This is a genomic window from Rhizomicrobium sp. (assembly GCA_037200385.1).
Lineage (GTDB): Bacteria > Pseudomonadota > Alphaproteobacteria > Micropepsales > Micropepsaceae > Rhizomicrobium.
This window is the reverse complement of the sequence record JBBCGL010000001.1, coordinates 1,883,517-1,898,485: the sequence shown is the minus strand read 5'-3', so window position 1 is coordinate 1,898,485 and position 14,969 is coordinate 1,883,517. Positions and strand designations below refer to the sequence as shown.

The 14,969-nt window shown below is 66.0% G+C and carries 14 protein-coding genes; 10 read left to right on the top strand and 4 right to left on the bottom strand.

Translation table 11 applies throughout. From position 1 onward, the window contains the following. Positions 1-43 precede the first annotated feature (43 nt). Complete coding sequence (locus tag WDM91_08920) at positions 44-1,966, bottom strand: AI-2E family transporter (protein MEI9994702.1); 1,923 nt, start codon at positions 1,964-1,966, stop codon at positions 44-46. 136 nt (positions 1,967-2,102) lie between these two features. Here WDM91_08920 and secF point away from each other — a divergent pair, with 136 nt between their 5' ends. Next, entirely contained in the window at positions 2,103-3,041 is a 939-nt protein-coding gene (secF, locus tag WDM91_08915) for a protein translocase subunit SecF (GenBank protein ID MEI9994701.1), read from the top strand. Positions 3,042-3,044: 3 nt separating this feature from the next. Here secF and WDM91_08910 read toward each other — a convergent pair whose 3' ends face one another. Beyond that, a complete protein-coding gene (locus tag WDM91_08910) occupies positions 3,045-3,626 on the bottom strand; it encodes an EipA family protein (protein ID MEI9994700.1) in 582 nt (193 codons plus the stop codon). A gap of 180 nt (positions 3,627-3,806) precedes the next feature. Between WDM91_08910 and WDM91_08905 the strand changes: the two genes are divergently transcribed. From WDM91_08905 to WDM91_08895, 3 genes are all read left to right on the top strand, one after another. Beyond that, the gene (locus WDM91_08905) at positions 3,807-4,820 is read left to right on the top strand and encodes an SPFH domain-containing protein (GenBank protein ID MEI9994699.1); all 1,014 of its coding nucleotides are present in this window, start codon (positions 3,807-3,809) and stop codon (positions 4,818-4,820) included. An 11-nt stretch (positions 4,821-4,831) separates the two neighbouring features. Next, on the top strand, positions 4,832-5,329 hold the full coding sequence (locus WDM91_08900) for an NfeD family protein (GenBank protein ID MEI9994698.1): 498 nt from the start codon (positions 4,832-4,834) through the stop codon (positions 5,327-5,329). 101 nt (positions 5,330-5,430) lie between these two features. Further along, positions 5,431-5,682, top strand: a complete 252-nt coding sequence (locus WDM91_08895; protein ID MEI9994697.1) for a hypothetical protein — start codon at positions 5,431-5,433, stop codon at positions 5,680-5,682. 6 nt (positions 5,683-5,688) lie between these two features. Here WDM91_08895 and cysQ read toward each other — a convergent pair whose 3' ends face one another. Next, positions 5,689-6,483 carry a 3'(2'),5'-bisphosphate nucleotidase CysQ gene (cysQ, locus tag WDM91_08890; protein ID MEI9994696.1) on the bottom strand — a complete coding sequence of 265 codons (795 nt, stop codon included), beginning with the start codon at positions 6,481-6,483 and terminating at the stop codon, positions 5,689-5,691. A gap of 160 nt (positions 6,484-6,643) precedes the next feature. On the opposite strand from cysQ, the gene WDM91_08885 reads away from it, so the two are divergent. The 4 genes from WDM91_08885 to WDM91_08870 all read left to right on the top strand — a co-directional run bounded on the left by WDM91_08885 (position 6,644) and on the right by WDM91_08870 (position 9,311). Further along, positions 6,644-7,285: an ABC transporter substrate-binding protein gene (locus tag WDM91_08885; protein MEI9994695.1), complete on the top strand. Its 642-nt coding sequence runs from the start codon at positions 6,644-6,646 to the stop codon at positions 7,283-7,285. A gap of 108 nt (positions 7,286-7,393) precedes the next feature. Next, positions 7,394-8,008: a histidine phosphotransferase family protein gene (locus WDM91_08880; GenBank protein MEI9994694.1), complete on the top strand. Its 615-nt coding sequence runs from the start codon at positions 7,394-7,396 to the stop codon at positions 8,006-8,008. Positions 8,009-8,100: 92 nt separating this feature from the next. Further along, a complete protein-coding gene (locus tag WDM91_08875; protein MEI9994693.1) occupies positions 8,101-8,466 on the top strand; it encodes a response regulator in 366 nt (121 codons plus the stop codon). 8 nt (positions 8,467-8,474) lie between these two features. Continuing rightward, on the top strand, positions 8,475-9,311 hold the full coding sequence (locus WDM91_08870) for a protein-glutamate O-methyltransferase CheR (protein MEI9994692.1): 837 nt from the start codon (positions 8,475-8,477) through the stop codon (positions 9,309-9,311). Here WDM91_08870 and WDM91_08865 read toward each other — a convergent pair whose 3' ends face one another. After that, positions 9,312-12,593, bottom strand: coding sequence for a carboxyl transferase domain-containing protein (locus WDM91_08865; protein ID MEI9994691.1), 3,282 nt, complete (start codon positions 12,591-12,593; stop codon positions 9,312-9,314). It abuts the gene before it with no gap. Positions 12,594-12,596: 3 nt separating this feature from the next. Between WDM91_08865 and WDM91_08860 the strand changes: the two genes are divergently transcribed. Together WDM91_08860 and WDM91_08855 are read left to right on the top strand one after the other, a co-directional pair. Further along, positions 12,597-13,361: an SH3 domain-containing protein gene (locus WDM91_08860; GenBank protein ID MEI9994690.1), complete on the top strand. Its 765-nt coding sequence runs from the start codon at positions 12,597-12,599 to the stop codon at positions 13,359-13,361. Further along, on the top strand, positions 13,345-14,886 hold the full coding sequence (locus tag WDM91_08855; protein ID MEI9994689.1) for an MFS transporter: 1,542 nt from the start codon (positions 13,345-13,347) through the stop codon (positions 14,884-14,886). Before WDM91_08860 ends, WDM91_08855 begins: the two co-directional genes overlap by 17 nt. Positions 14,887-14,969 lie beyond the last annotated feature (83 nt).

Sequence of the window (14,969 nt, the reverse complement as noted above, 5' to 3'; positions counted from 1 at the left end):
CGACCATGTACGGCGCGCGGGACGTCCGACGGTGCAATAAGCATCAGTCGGTCACCGCCTCTTCTTCCGCCGGGCGCACGATGCTGACGAAGCGGCCTTCCGACGCCGGCTTGCGCATCAGCGCGACGACCTGATCGACCGCCTGGCGCAGCGTGTTGGCGAGGAAGTCGCATTCGGTGGCTTCGAAGCTGTCGAGATATTGCGTGTCGTCTTCGATCACGCTCCAGAACCCGGCGATCAACGGCAGGCCCGGCATGCGCTTGCGCAGGCGACGCGCGAGATAGCGGGCGTTCTTCGGGCTTCCCGGCTCCAGGTAAGAGACGCAGATCGCGCGTACGCCGTCGCAGACGAGATCGTGGATGTTGGCCGGCGACACCTCCTCGAAGGTCGCAAGCCGCGCCCCGATTCCCTGGCGCTCGAAGAGATGGGCGAGCAGCGAGGCTGCGGCATGATCCAGCACGCTGCGCCCCGCGACGCACAGCACGGGTTTGTGCTGCCAATCGGGCGGCACGACCTCATGCGTGATGCTCGCCTCGCGGCTCTCGGCGCTTTCGTTCAACGTCAGATTGTCGATGAAGCCCTCGACCGCCTTGGCGATGCGCTGGCGGCCTTCCTCGGTGAGCGCGCCGCGGTTGACGTCGAGCTGGGCCAGCGCCAGGCCGCGGACCGCGACGTCGTCGAAATAGGCGGGCAGGGTGTGCTCCGACAGATAAGCCTCCGCCTGTTCGGCGGCCTCGTCGGCGTTGCCGGCGAGCATGCGCAGATAGAAGCTTTCTTCGGGCGCCATCGGCGGCGCGTCGCCGAGCATCACATCGAGGAAGCGCAACTGATCGACATGCCGTCCGATCACGACCAGGCACATGGTGAGGGGCGTGGAAAGCAGCAGTCCCACCGGTCCCCAGACGAATGTCCAAAAGCCGGCCGCCACCACGACGGCCAGGGCGGACAGACCCATGTTGCGGCCATAGAGCCAGGGCTCGACGGCCTGGCCGGTGATCGATTCCAGCCCGATGAAGACACCGAGCGTCCAGAACGTGACCGACCAGCCGGGATCGACGGCGATCGACAATGCGAGGGGCAGCACGGCGGCGATCGGAACGCCGATATAGGGCACGAAGCGGAACATCGCGCCGATCAATCCCCACAGGGCGGGGTTCGGCACGCCGGCCGCCCACAATCCCAGCCCGACCAGCAGGCCGAACGACGTGTTCACGCCCGTTTGCAGAAGGAGATAGCGGCTGAGGCGCTCGGCGCCGTCGTCGATCGCCAGCGTCGTTCGCTGCAGGTCGCGCGCGCCCGCCAGCATGATGAAGCGGTCGCGCAGATCCTCCTTCTGCAACAGGATGAAGATCACGAAGATGATGATGATCGTGAGGTTGGCCAGCGGCTCGAGCACCGGCCCGGCGAAATTCTGCATCAGTTCCAGCGGCCCGGGCGGCGGCTGCTGGATCACCACGGGTATGGCGGGATTGCTGGACTGCGAGGTCGTCTTGGATTGCAGCTCGCGGTCGCCGACCGTCGGGCCGGGAACCTGCGCGATCTGTTCCGAGAGGTTGTTGAACAGCCCGATCGCGCCCTTCACGATGCCGTTGTTGGCCGCCGAGCCTTCTACCGACTGAATCTTGGAAACGATGTTGTGTTGATACTGCGGCAGGCCGACCGCGAGCCAGGCGATCTGGGTGCCGATGAAGGTGGCGATGCCGATGATCACCAGCACTGCCAGCGTCACCGTCACGATCACGCCGGGAATGCGGCCCAGCCTCAGCCGGCGCAGGAATTCCACCACCGGGGCGAGCGCGAAGGCCATCAGGATCGAAAGCGCCAGCGGCACGAGCAGCGGCCGACCGAAATAGACCAGCGCCACCACCACCGCTGCGATGACCGCGGCATACGCGGTTTCCCGCAAGCCCGCCTCGCTGGGCGTGACCTTGGCTGGCTCGTGGTGGCCGTGCTGGGCGGCGGCCATGAAACGGGTCCTTTGGCTTCCGGCGAAAGTGTCGCAAAAACAGGGAATTATGCAAATCGGCTTGCCGGCCGCGGCTCGCCTTGTCGGCGCGGCCCGCACCGGATATGTCTGCCGGGCTTTTTCCGGAACCCTATTTATGTCTTGGCTGCGCTTTATCCCCGAGACCACCAATGTCGATTTCGTCGGATGGCGCCGTTGGGCCTTCGCTGTCGACGGGCTGCTGCTGCTGGCCTCGATCGTCTCCATCCTCGTCCAGGGCTTCAATCTGGGCATCGACTTCAAGGGCGGCGTCCTGATGGAGGCGAAGGCCCAGCATGCGGTCAACATCAGCGAAGTGCGCGGCCGGATCGCGACCCTCGGCTTCGGCGAAGCGCAGATCCAGACCATCGGCGGCGGCGGCTGCGACACCCCGGCCAATTCCTGCGTGATCATTCGCGTGCAGCCGAAGACCGATCAGCAGAGCGCCGGCGCGGTGCAATCGATCAAGGACCGGCTCGGCGCCGGCTACACGATCCGCAACACCCAGGTCATCGGTCCCAAGGTGAGCCAGGAGCTGTTCCAGAGCGGCGTCATCGCCATGGTGCTGGCCGTCGTCCTCATCTCGGCCTATGTGGCGTTCCGCTTCGAGTGGCAATACGGCGTCGGTGCGCTCATCGCGACGGGCCATGACGTGCTCGTGACGGCCGGCTTCTTTTCCATCGTGCAGATGGATTTCACGATCAACACCGTCGCGGCCCTGCTCTTGCTCGCGGGCTATTCGATCAACGACACGGTGGTCGTGTTCGACCGCCTTCGCGAGAACCGGCGAAAATACAAGCGCATGGGGCTTCCCGAACTCATCAACCGCTCGACCAACCAGATCGCGACGCGGACCACGCTGGTGTCCGCGGCGACCGCCTTGTCGGTCATCCCGCTGCTGTTCGGCGGTCCCGTGCTGCTGAACTTCAGCGCCGCGATCCTGTTCGGCATCGTGGTCGGCACCTTCTCGTCGACCTATGTCGCGGCGGCGCTGCTGCTCTACCTGCCGGCGCCGGCCGGCAGCTTCACGGGCGAGCCCGGCGACGCGACGGCCTAAAGGTCAGAGCGGAAACCAGTCCCGCTTGTCGCTGTAGACCTGATAGTGGGCATTCACGCCGGCGCGCAGGCCGACGCCGGTCCGCATCGGCGCCAAAGTCACGCCGCCGGACCGCATATAGTTCACGCCGATGCCGGCGACGAAATAGATGCTGCCTTCGACACCGGGAAAGCGCTGATAGAGCCGCTGCTCTTCCTTCAGATCGTAGACCAGGGTGAAGACCTTGGACCCGTTGCCGCCCGCGTCGAAGCCGATCGACGGACCGCGCCAATAGACCTTCTTCGGCTCCATGCCCTTGCGGATGAGCCAGCCCGAGCCATAGCGCAGCCCGACGACGAACGCGCCCGAGCCTTCGTCGCCTTTGATGTAGCCGTCCGGCAGGCCGAGATCCTCGGTGACCCGCTGCACGGCTTTGGCCATTACCTCGGTGGTCACGCCGAAGAAGTCCGACCCGGCCTGGACGACCTCATTGGGTGTGAAGGTGTCGTCATGGGTGTCCTCGTCATTGGCGGCGGTGGGGCTGATGCTCAGCGCCAGCACGGCGAGGCCGGCGAACAGGGGGCTCAGAAGCCGAAGCGGTTTCATGGGTTTCTCCACAGCGAATCAGGTCGTCCCCGCCCATGTCATCTTTGCCAAAATCGGCGTGCCGCGACAAACCGGGTAGCGCCATGTTGTCGGCTTTCAAGGCCTTTTGATGGCCCCGTGGCGTGATTATGTGGGAGCGCGTAGGCTGATCGAAACAGCGGAAACGGGGAGGTTTCATCCATGGATGGCTTGACGCTGGTTGCGGCGGCGATTGCAGCCCTGGCGCTGGTGACGATCTTCGCGGGCGTCAAGGCCGTGCCGCAGGGGCGCGAATGGACCGTCGAGCGTTTCGGCCGGTTCACCAAAGTGCTCAAGCCCGGCCTGAACCTCATCATTCCCTATTTCGACCGGATCGGCCGCAAGCTGTCGATGATGGAGGAGGTCCTCATCATTCCCAGCCAGGTCGTGATCACGCGGGACAACGCCACGGTCACGGCCGACGCCATCGCCTTCTATCAGGTCGTCGATGCGGCCAAGGCGGCATATGAGGTCGCGAACCTGCAGGCCGGCATCACAAATCTCTGCTTGACCAATGCGCGTACCGTGATCGGCGCGATGGATCTCGACGAGGTCCTCTCCAAGCGGGACGAGATCAACCAGCGGCTTCTGTCCGTCGTCGACCAGGCGACCAGTCCGTGGGGCGTGAAAGTCACGCGTATCGAGATCAAGGACCTTTCGCCCCCGACCGACATCACCGAGGCGATGGCGCGGCAGATGAAGGCCGAGCGCTTCCGCCGCGCCGAGGTCACCCAGGCCGACGGCGAGAAGCAGGGCGCGATCCTGCGCGCCGAGGGCGCCAAGCAATCCGCCATCCTTCAGGCTGAGGGCCGCAAGGAAGCGGCGTTCCGCGATGCCGAGGCACGCGAGCGGCTGGCGCAGGCCGAGGCCAAGGCGACGCAGATGGTTTCCGACTCGATCGAGGCCGGCAACGTCAATGCGCTCAACTACTTCCTCGGCCAGAAATATGTCGACGCGTTTGCACAGCTCGCCAGCGCACCGAACCAGAAGTTCGTCATCGTGCCGATGGAATCGGCCGGCCTGCTCGGTTCCATCGCCGGCATCGCCGAAATGACGCGCGAGGCGATTTCCAGCCAGGTTGCGTCCACCGCGACGCCGGCCGCCGCGCGAGGTACGCGCGCCGCCGGCACGGTGCCGAATGTCCAACCGCCGCCGACGCGGCCGGCCGGAACCTGAACGAGGCCGTCATGCAAACTCTCACCGATGTCCTCAATTCGCAGCCGGCTTGGCACTGGTGGGTGCTTGGCGCCGCACTGCTCGCCATCGAGATGATCAGCACGACACAATACCTGCTGTGGCCGGGGATCGCCGCACTGGCCGTCGGGCTGCTCAAATTCATCATCCCGCCATTGGACGGATGGGTGGCGCTCCTGCTGTTCGCCGCCATATCGGTCTTCGCGACGGTCGCGTGGAAGCGCTCTCCCATGGGCCGCGCCGAGCGCAAGACGCACGCGACCCTGAACCAGCGCAGTGCGCAATATGTTGGCCGCGTGGTCGAAGCCGAAGAAGACTTCGTCAACGGCCGCGGTGCGGTGCGGGTCGACGACACCCGCTGGTGCGCCGCGGTCGTCGATGGCTCCGCACCGATCAAGGGCGACAGGCTGCAGGTCTCCGGCGCCGATGGCGCGGAACTGAAGGTCCAGTTGGCGCCTGGTTCCCTGGTGCTCGGCGCTGTGGCGTCTTAGCTCTTAACAAAGTCCTAATTTTCGGGCCGTTCGCCGCAACACGCCTGCCATGATGAACGAGAAGTTGGTTGTCGCGTTATCAGGGCATGAGTGGCAGCTATATGACAGACGGACATGACAGCGACGACCACGCCCACCTTTCGCGTGGCGGGTGGCTGGCGCTCATCGTCCTGCTTGGATTCCTCGCGGTTTCGATCTGGTACGCGGTCTACACCTGGACGGCCATTGGCGACGCGCATATGAGCGCGTTCGGCTGGGTTGCGCTGGTCGGCGGCTCCCTCATCACCATCGCGGTCGGCGGTGGCCTGATGGCGCTGGTGTTCTATTCCAGCCGGCACAATTACGACCGCTAGCCGCCTTCAGATGCCGCCGCGCGCGACAAAGTGCGGGTTGGTGAACCCGTCTTTCGTGCGGCCATAGAGGAACGGCGAGCCGTCGAGATGTGTCACGGAGCCGCCCGCGGCCGCCAGCACCGCGTGGCCGGCCGCCGTGTCCCATTCCATGGTCGTGCCGTGCCGCGGATAAATGTCGGCCTCGCCCGCCGCGACAAGGCAGAATTTCAGCGACGAGCCCGCCGTGATGAAATCCCTCACCGGGTAGGCTGCAAGATATTCCTCGGTCTTCTTGTCGCGATGCGAGCGGCTGGCGACGGCGATTAGGCCGTCCTTCGGCGCAGGCCGCACGTGGATCGCGCGCGCCAGTGCGAGATCTGGCGGCGTCTCGACTCGGGTTTCGCTTTCCCAGGCGCCCCCTGGCGTCTCGCCGAGGAACAGCCGTCGCTTGGCGGGGGCGTAGACCACGCCGCGCACCGCGATGCCGTCGACGATCTCGGCGATGTTCACGGTGAACTCGCCATTGTGGCTGATGAACTCCTTGGTGCCGTCGAGCGGATCGACGAGAAAGAAATGGCTGCCGACCTGCGGCAGGCGCCCGGCCGCGACTTCTTCCTCGGCGACGATCGGGATTCCGGGTGCGATCGTCGCAAGGCCTTTGAGGATATGCGCTTCGGCTTCCTCGTCGGCGTCCGTCACCGGCGAGTGGTCCGACTTCCGGCGCGCCTGGGTTCCGGCCTCGTAATGCCGCATGACGACGACGCCCGCTTCATGCGCCAGCGTGGCGAGCGCGATCAGGCGCGGCGAAGGAATGAGACTCATGCAGCTTACCCCGGTGACGGATTTTCCTAGCATATTACGCTCTCGATGGAACTCGCCGTTCCATATGCTCGGCCCTATTGCCGCCATCATGCGACGTCATACGGCGCGCGAATGTGCGGCGCCCCCGCCTTGCACCCCGCTCCTACAAAACGGATCCACGATGCGCACCAGTTCTCCTGGCTTTGCTTCCGCCGTGCGCCATGTCGTTTTCGCGATGGCGCTGCTCTTCTGCGGCACCGGACTGGCCGCGGCCGCCACCCCGGCGGAAGCTCTCATCTCCGGCAACATCAACACCGGTCTCGAAATCCTCAACGACCGCCAGCTCGACACCGAGCAGCGGCGCGTCCAGTTCGAGAATTTCCTTCTCGGCGTGACGGACCTGAAACGGGTTGCCACCTTCACGCTCGGGCCCTATGGCGCCAAGGCCTCGCCGGAAGACCGTGACGGGTTCGCCATCGCGTTCCAGAATTACGCGGTCGCGGTGTACCAGTCCTACTTCGCGAAATATGCTGGTCAGAGCCTGACGGTCACCGGATCCAGACAGGTCGCTCCCCAAGACGACATCGTCAGCACGGTGCTGATCGATCCGACCGACCGCGGCGGCCGCCCGCTGGAGGTCGATTTCCGCGTCCGCTCGAATGCGGCCAAGCCCGTCATCGTCGACTTCGCGGTCGCAGGCGTCTGGCTCGCGCCGGCAGAGCGCGACGAATTCGCCGCCTATCTCGGGCAAAATGGCGGCGATGTGCGCAAGCTGATCGCTTATCTGGACCAGTTGCGCGGGCGGATCGCCGGCGGCGGCTGACGAAGTGCCCGTCGCCTCGCGGTTGCGCCTCTCTTAAGTCTTCCTTAAGACGCCCTGATCATGGTTACCAATCCCCAACCATCGATCGCTCATGAGGGCCGGCCTTCCATGGATGATATTGAATTCGCTGCCTTTCTGGTCAGCCGTGTCTGCCATGACCTGGTCGGTCCGCTCGGGGCGGTGGTGAACGGCCTCGAAGTCATGGAAGACGAGCGCGACGCGGCCATGCGGGCGGATGCCCTCAAAATCGTCACCTCCAGCGCACTCCAGGCGCTGGCGCGGTTGCAGTTCCTGCGCATCGCGTTCGGTGCCGCCGGTTCGGCGGGTGCCGAACTCGACGTCGGCGAGGTCGGACGGCTGGTCAGCGGGCTGCTTTCCGGCGGCAAGGTCCAGCTCAACTGGCAGGCCCAACAGATCAACTGGCCCAAGAATTGGGCGAAACTGCTCATGAACGCGGCGCTTTTGGGAGCGGACTGCCTGCCGCGCGGCGGCCAGCTCGAGGTGACGATCGGCGCCGATCCGGCCATACCCTCCTTCCGCATCGTGGCGACCAGCCCCTATGCGCGGCTCCAGGAGGACGTCGCCAACGCGGCGCGGGGCGAAGAGGCGCATCTCGATGCACGGGGAATCCAGCCCTATCTCACCCACAAGCTGTCGCGAGACCTCAATGCCGGACTGACCCTGACGGCGTATGAGGGCCGGGTCGAGCTGGCGGCTGGTTAATCGCTCCCTAAACGCGACATTTACGTCTTACACTCTAAGCTGGATGCGGGAATCACTGCCGCGGCGTCGCGGCTCCGCCAGGGTTTTGAACCATGAGACATTGCCTCGTCGTCGACGACAGCCGGGTGATCCGCAAGGTCGCCTGCCGGATCCTGCAGGATCTGCAGTTCGCGACCGACGAGGCCGAGGACGGGCTGAGCGCGCTGGCGGCGTGCCGCGCCCGGATGCCGGAGTTGATCCTGCTCGATTGGAACATGCCCAACATGAACGGCATCGAGTTCCTGAAGACCCTGCGCCGGGAGCGCGAGGGACAGACTCCGATCGTCGTGTTCTGCACCACCGAGAACGACGTGGCGCACATCACCGAGGCGCTGAGCGCCGGAGCCAACGAATACATCATGAAGCCGTTCGACCGCGAGATCATCGAGGCGAAGCTGGTCGAAGTGGGCTTGATGTAAGACCGCCGATGACCGAAGACGATCTCAGCTTCCTCGCGCAGGTGGTGCGCCGCCGGTCGGGCATCAACCTGCCGCCGCACAAGACGCAGTTCATCGAGGGCCAGCTTGCACCGGTGATGCGGCGTTTCGGCTTCCGGACTGTCGACGGGCTGCTGGCCGAACTGCGCCACGGCCGCGATTCGCTGGCACGCGAAGTGACCGAGGCGATGACGACAAACGAATCCTCCTTTTTCCGCGACCGCCCCGCCTTCGAGCAGTTCCGCGACCTCGTCCTGCCGCGCCTGATCGAGGATCGTGCGAAGACCAAGCGCCTGCGCATCTGGTGCGCCGCCTGCGCTGCGGGGCAGGAGCCTTATTCGCTGGCGATGCTGCTCGACGACGAGAAGCTCGCGGCCAAGGGCTGGAGCATCGACTTGATCGCGACCGATCTCAGTTCCGAGATGATCGCGCGCGCCGAGATGGGCGTCTATTCGCATTTCGAGGTGCAGCGCGGCCTCGCGATCCGCCGCCTGGTCGCGCATTTCTCCCAGGAAGGCGGCAGCTGGCGCATCCATGAGAGCCTCCGCCGCATGGTGACGTTCCGCCAGTTCAACCTGCTCGATTCCTATGGCTGGCTCGACGACCTCGACGTCGTGTTCTGCCGCAATGTGCTGATCTATTTCGACCGCAAGATCAAAATGGACGTGCTGGACAAGATCGCCGACGCGCTGATGCCGGACGGCGCCCTGATGCTCGGCCATGCCGAGACGGTGCGCGGGCTGTCCAGCGTCTTCCTGCCGGTCGACCACGCGCCCAGCCTGTTCGTCAAGGACAAGGCCGTGGCGCAACGTCTGGCGGCGAGCTGATCACCACGTATCGATGAACGTCCGGCGCTTGCCCGGATCGTGCGGCGGCAGCGAGCGATAGCCGCGCAGGATCCAGCGCCGCGTGTCGGCGGGATCGATCACATCGTCGATCTCCAGATAGGCTGCCATGTTGGTCGCCTTGCCGCGGGCATAGGATTGCGCCACCAGCTTCTTGAACAGTTCCTCGCGCGCTTCGGGCGTCGGCTCCGCTTCGAGCTCTTTGCGGTAGCCGAGGCGCGCCGCGCCTTCGAGGCCCATGCCGCCGAACTCGCCGGTCGGCCAGGAGACGATGAAGAACGGCGCGTGGAAACTGCCGCCCGCCATCGCCTGGGCGCCGAGGCCATAGCCCTTGCGCAGCACGACGGTGAAGATCGGCACGCTGAGCGCGCCGCCGACCACGAACATCCGGCTGACGCGGCGGACCAGCGCGGTCTTCTCCGCCTCCGGCCCGACCATGAAGCCCGGCGTGTCGCAGAGTGAGATGATCGGCAGGCCGAACGCGTCGCAAAGCTGCAGGAACCGTGCAGCCTTGTCGGCGCAGGGGCCGTCGATCGCGCCCGCGATGAACATCGGATTGTTGGCGATCAGGCCGAAGGGCTGGCCCTCGATCCGCACCAGCGCAGTGATCATGCCGGGCGCGAAGCCGGCCCGCAATTCGAGCACGCTGCCGGTGTCGGCCAGCGTCTCGATCACCTTGTGGCTTTCATAGACCCGCAGGCGGTTCTCCGGGATGAGATGGCGCAACGCCTTCTGGTTGGCGGCATCCCATTGGGCGAGCGGGCCCTGGAAATAGGCGAGGTATTTCTTTGCGACCTCGACGGCCTCGATCTCGTCCTCCACCGCGACGTCGACGACGCCGTTGGGAACCTGCACCGACATCGGCCCGACCTCGTCCGGCTTGTAGACGCCGAGTCCGCCGCCCTCGATCATTGCGGGACCGCCCATGCCGATATTCGAGTTCTTCGTCGCGATGATCACGTCGGACGCGCCGAGCAGGGCCGCGTTGCCGGCGAAGCAGCGGCCCGAATTGATCCCGATGCGCGGGATCAGGCCGGAGAGCTTGGCGTATTGCCGGAAGGTCGGGGTGTCGAGCCCCGCGACGCCGGGGAAATCGGTATCGCCCGGCCGGCCGCCGCCGCCTTCGGCGAAGCAGATGATCGGCAGCTTCCATTCCTCGGCGATCTTCAGAAGGCGGTCCTTCTTCTGGTGGTTCATGTGGCCTTGGGTTCCGGCCAGCACGGTGTAGTCGTAGGCCATGACGGCGCAGCGCGCCTTGTTCTCTCCGAAGGCGGCGGCGTTCACCGTGCCGATGCCGGTGATGATGCCGTCGCCCGGCGTGTTGGCGATCAGGTCCTCCAGGGTGCGGCGGCGGCGCTGCGCCGCGAAGGCCAGCGCACCGTATTCGATGAAGCTGCCCGGATCGCAGAGCTGTTCCAGGTTCTCCCGCGCGGTCCGCTGGCCGGTCTTGCGGCGGCGGGCGACCGCCTCGGGCCGGTTGGCGTCATGGCCGAAGGCATGCCGCTCATTGGCCTCCTGGAGATCGGGCCGGATGAAATCCGGGTCGACGGTCTGCTGCGCGCCCGCATCGACGCCTGCGACGTCTTCGGGGCTGAGAAAGAGCAAGGCGTCGCCCTCGAACAGGACCGTGCCGGGCGCCTGGGCCAGCGAGTGGACGCGGCCGGAGACGGCGGCGGTGACGATGTGCTCCATCTTCATCGATTCCAGCACCGCGACGGCAGCGCCTTGGCGCACCGTATCGCCCGGCTTCACGTCGATGGAGACCACCTTGCCCTGCATGGGGGCCTGGACGGCGACGGTGCCCGGCGGCAACGCGGCATGGGTGACGACCGGCGTCGCGGCCATCGGCATCGGGGCCGCCATCGTCTGCGGCTTCCAGGTCGCGGCGGCGGCGACGAGATCGGCGGTATGCTCTTCGACATAGCGCGTATGGGTCGCGCCGTTCAGCACATCGTCGCGCACGATCAGCGCGTGCAGGAAAGCGATGTTCGTCGCGACGCCGTCGATCGCGAATTCGCTCAGCGCCCGTTTCGCGCGGCCCATCGCCGAGGCGTAGTCGGGTCCGTGCACGATCAGCTTGGCGAGCAGCGGGTCGAAGGCGGGATTCGTCGTGTATCCCTCATAGCCGAACGTATCGACGCGGATGCCCGGCCCCGAAGGCGGCGTGAAGCGCGTGAGCGTGCCGCCCGACGGCTTGACCGTGCCGTCGGCTTCGATCTTCTCCATGTTGATGCGCAGCTGCACGGCGCTGCCGCGCGGGACCGGGACGTCCTCCTGGTGCAGGCCGATGTCGCGCAGGCTTCGGCCGCGCGCCAGCTCGATCTGTACGCCGACGAGGTCGACGCCGGTGATCTCCTCCGTGACCGTGTGCTCGACCTGCAGGCGCGGATTGGCTTCGATGAAGGCGAAGGCCGAGGCGTGGCGCACCGGCTTCGGATTGACGAGGAATTCGAACGTCGCCAAGCCGCGCAGGCTCACATCGTCCGCCAGCCAGACCGCCGCGTCGCAGAGCTGCTTGCGCAGGCCGGGATCGAGCCCCGGCGCGGGCGCGATCTCGACGATCTTCTGATGCCGGCGCTGCAGGGTGCAATCGCGTTCCCAGAGATGGCTCGCCGATTTGCCGTCGCCCGCGACCTGGATCTCGACATGGCGGGCGTCCGGCATGAAGGCCTCGGCATAGACGGCATCGTTGCCGAAACCGGTCAGCGCCTCCGACCTGCAGCGCGTATAGGCGCTTTCGAGCTCCTCCTCCTTCGTCACCACGCGCATGCCGCGGCCGCCGCCGCCGGCAATGGCCTTGATGATGATCGCGCCGTGCTTGCGGAAGAAGGCGCGGGTCTCTTCGAGCGTCGCCGGTCCCGGCGTCCCTGCCAGGACCGGCACGCCGAAACGTTCCGCAAGGGCGCGGGCGCGGGCCTTGTCGCCGAAGATCGACAGCACCTTGGGCGATGGTCCGATGAACTGCAGCCCGACCTTCTCGCAATCGGCGGCGAAGTCCGCGTTCTCGCTCAGGAAGCCGTAGCCGGGATGGATCGCCGCGCAATGCGAAGCCTTGGCCGCGGCGATGACGCGCGCGATGTCGAGATAGGCGGCGGGACCGCTGGCCCCCAGCGCCTGTGCCGCATCGGCCGCCTTGACATGGGCCGAAGTTGCATCGTCGTCGGAATACACCGCCACGCTTCTTATGCCGAGATCGGCGGCGGCGCGTGCGATGCGGACCGCGATCTCGCCGCGATTGGCGATCAGGATGCTGTCGAAGGTCATGGCTTGTCCGAGGGAATGGCGATCCTTGGACTTTGCCATGCCTGCCGGGGCTTACAAGGTGGCTCGGATGCCCCGTGGCCGGCGATGCCGGGCGCCGCCAACCGGCGCGCCTGCCGGACCGGTTCTCGGCCGCTCGAACAGTTCCCATCGACCGTTCAGCGTACCGGCACAGATGCGAGACGTTCCCAAGACCAAGCGGGCGGACGGGAACCTATGTCGTCGCACCGCATCAATCCTCTCGAAAAGCGGCCGCCGGGCCGTATCATTTGCGCCGCGATGATCAGCGATTCTCCGAGAATATTGCGTGCCGCCGCGATCCTGGCGGCTTTGGTCCTGTTGTCCGCCGAGACGCCGCCGCCGAACGTGCCGCATTATGCGAGCATCCGCCGCGGCGAGGCGAACCTGCGTGAGGGACCGTCCTATTCCCACCGCATCTTGTGGATTTATCAGCACAAGGATTATCCCGTGAAGATCATCGCCAGCTACGATGCGTGGCGCCGGGTGAAGGATTCGGACGGGACGATCGGCTGGATGCACCGGACCCAGCTCAGCGATCGCCGCACCGTCCTGTTCATCGGATTTACAAAGTCACCCCTGCGCCGTGCCGGCGACCCCAAAGCGGCTATCGTGGCCTATGCCCAGCCCGGCGTTGTGGCCCGGCTCAAGGCATGCGAGCCTCAATTCTGCGAAGTCGAAGCTGCGGGCGTCGACGGCTGGGTCGACAAGAGAAACATCTGGGGAGTGGAGACGGGTGAAGTCTTCCAATGACGCGGGCGCCAAGCCCGCGCGGCGTTTGGCGGACGCGGAGCCGGCAACGGCCGGCGAACCCACGGATCCCGCTTCGCAGGCGGCCTTGGCAGCCACCGGCCTCGCGGCCTGGCTGCACAAGCCGGCCGGCATCTCCGCGACCGGCGGGCCGATCGCCAGCCGGCTCGGCCAGATCTCGTGGGCGATGTTCGAGTGCGCTCGCATCCCCTATATCCTGCTCGTCACGATCTATCTGTTCGCGCCCTATTTCACGCGGCACATCGTCGGCGATCCGGTGCGCGGCCAGATCATCTGGTCGGCGATCTCCTCCTGGGGCGGTTTCGCGACCGCGGTGGCGGCGCCCTTCCTCGGTGCCATCGCCGATATCGGCGGACGCCGCAAGCCTTGGATTTTCGTCTACACCCTGATCATGGCGGTCGCGATGCTGGCGATGTGGTACGGCGTGCCGCACGCCTCGACCGGCCAGCTCGTGCTGATCGGCGTCGCGATCGTGGCGGCCAATTTCGCCTATGAGTTCTCCTCGGTCTTCCACAATGCGATGCTGCCGACCATCGCGCCGCCGGAACGTGTCGGGCCGCTTTCCGGTCTCGGCCTGGCGTTGGGCAATCTCGCGGGCATCGTCCTGCTCGTCTTCATGATGATCGCGTTCTCGCTCCCGGGGCACGTCGACTGGTCTTTCGTGCCGAGCCATCCGCTGTTCGGCGTGAGCCAGGCGGCGCACGAGCCGGAGCGGCTGTCGGGGCCGGTCTCGGGCCTGTGGCTGCTCGTGTTCAGCCTGCCGTTGTTCCTCTTCACGCCCGACAAGCCCGACACCGGCGTTCCGCTCGGGCGGCAGATGCGGCTGGGCATCCGCGCGGTGTGGAGCACGGTGAAGAGCCTGCGGCACTACCGCAACGTCGCGACCTATCTCGTCGCCCGCGTGTTCTTCAACGACGGCATGAGCGCGGTGCTGCTGTTCGGCGGCATCTACGCCGCCGGGACGTTCGATTTCGGCGCGCTGGCGATGATCGTCTACGGGATCGAGCTCAGCGTGTTCGCGGTGCTCGGCGGCTTCTTCGGCGGTTGGCTCGACAACCACCTGGGCTCCAAGCGCGCCATCTTCGTGAGCGTCGGCGGGACGCTGATCTTCTTCGCCGCGGGGCTGACGATGGCGCCCGACCGCATCCTCTGGTTCATCCCCTATGACGTGCATGCACCGCACATCGACGCGCTGCCGTTCTTCAATACCTGGCCGCAGGTCATCTATCTGATGCTGGTCAACGGCGTGGCGGTGTGCATCACCGCGGGCTATGCCAATGCGCGCACCATGATGGCGCGGCTCGCGCCGCCGGAGAAGATGACGGAGTTCTTCGGGCTGATGTCGCTGTCGGGCACCTCGACGACCTTCCTGGCGAATGTTTCGGTGACGGCGATGACGGCGCTGACCCTCAGCCAGCGCGGCGGAATGCTCGCAATATTGGGTTTCCTGGCGCTGGGTCTCGTGCTGATGGCCTTCGTGAAGGAGGAGCGCGCCGTCGCGGTTTAGGGCTGGCGCTGCTCGTCGACCGCACGCACCGGACAATCTCCAGAACGCATCCCGGTCGGGCAAGGTTTGGCAGCGCTTGACGG

What these genes read in the sequence shown, in the direction of transcription:
- WDM91_08870 (MEI9994692.1), top strand. Translation starts at nt 8,475, where the DNA reads ATGACCGAAGACGATCTCAGCTTCCTCGCGCAGGTGGTGCGCCGCCGG.
- WDM91_08875 (MEI9994693.1), top strand. Translation starts at nt 8,101, where the DNA reads ATGAGACATTGCCTCGTCGTCGACGACAGCCGGGTGATCCGCAAGGTC.
- WDM91_08910 (MEI9994700.1), bottom strand. Translation starts at nt 3,626, where the DNA reads ATGAAACCGCTTCGGCTTCTGAGCCCCCTGTTCGCCGGCCTCGCCGTG.
- WDM91_08905 (MEI9994699.1), top strand. Translation starts at nt 3,807, where the DNA reads ATGGATGGCTTGACGCTGGTTGCGGCGGCGATTGCAGCCCTGGCGCTG.
- WDM91_08895 (MEI9994697.1), top strand. Translation starts at nt 5,431, where the DNA reads ATGACAGACGGACATGACAGCGACGACCACGCCCACCTTTCGCGTGGC.
- WDM91_08880 (MEI9994694.1), top strand. Translation starts at nt 7,394, where the DNA reads ATGGATGATATTGAATTCGCTGCCTTTCTGGTCAGCCGTGTCTGCCAT.
- cysQ (MEI9994696.1), bottom strand. Translation starts at nt 6,483, where the DNA reads ATGAGTCTCATTCCTTCGCCGCGCCTGATCGCGCTCGCCACGCTGGCG.
- secF (MEI9994701.1), top strand. Translation starts at nt 2,103, where the DNA reads ATGTCTTGGCTGCGCTTTATCCCCGAGACCACCAATGTCGATTTCGTC.
- WDM91_08900 (MEI9994698.1), top strand. Translation starts at nt 4,832, where the DNA reads ATGCAAACTCTCACCGATGTCCTCAATTCGCAGCCGGCTTGGCACTGG.
- WDM91_08920 (MEI9994702.1), bottom strand. Translation starts at nt 1,966, where the DNA reads ATGGCCGCCGCCCAGCACGGCCACCACGAGCCAGCCAAGGTCACGCCC.
- WDM91_08865 (MEI9994691.1), bottom strand. Translation starts at nt 12,593, where the DNA reads ATGACCTTCGACAGCATCCTGATCGCCAATCGCGGCGAGATCGCGGTC.
- WDM91_08885 (MEI9994695.1), top strand. Translation starts at nt 6,644, where the DNA reads ATGCGCACCAGTTCTCCTGGCTTTGCTTCCGCCGTGCGCCATGTCGTT.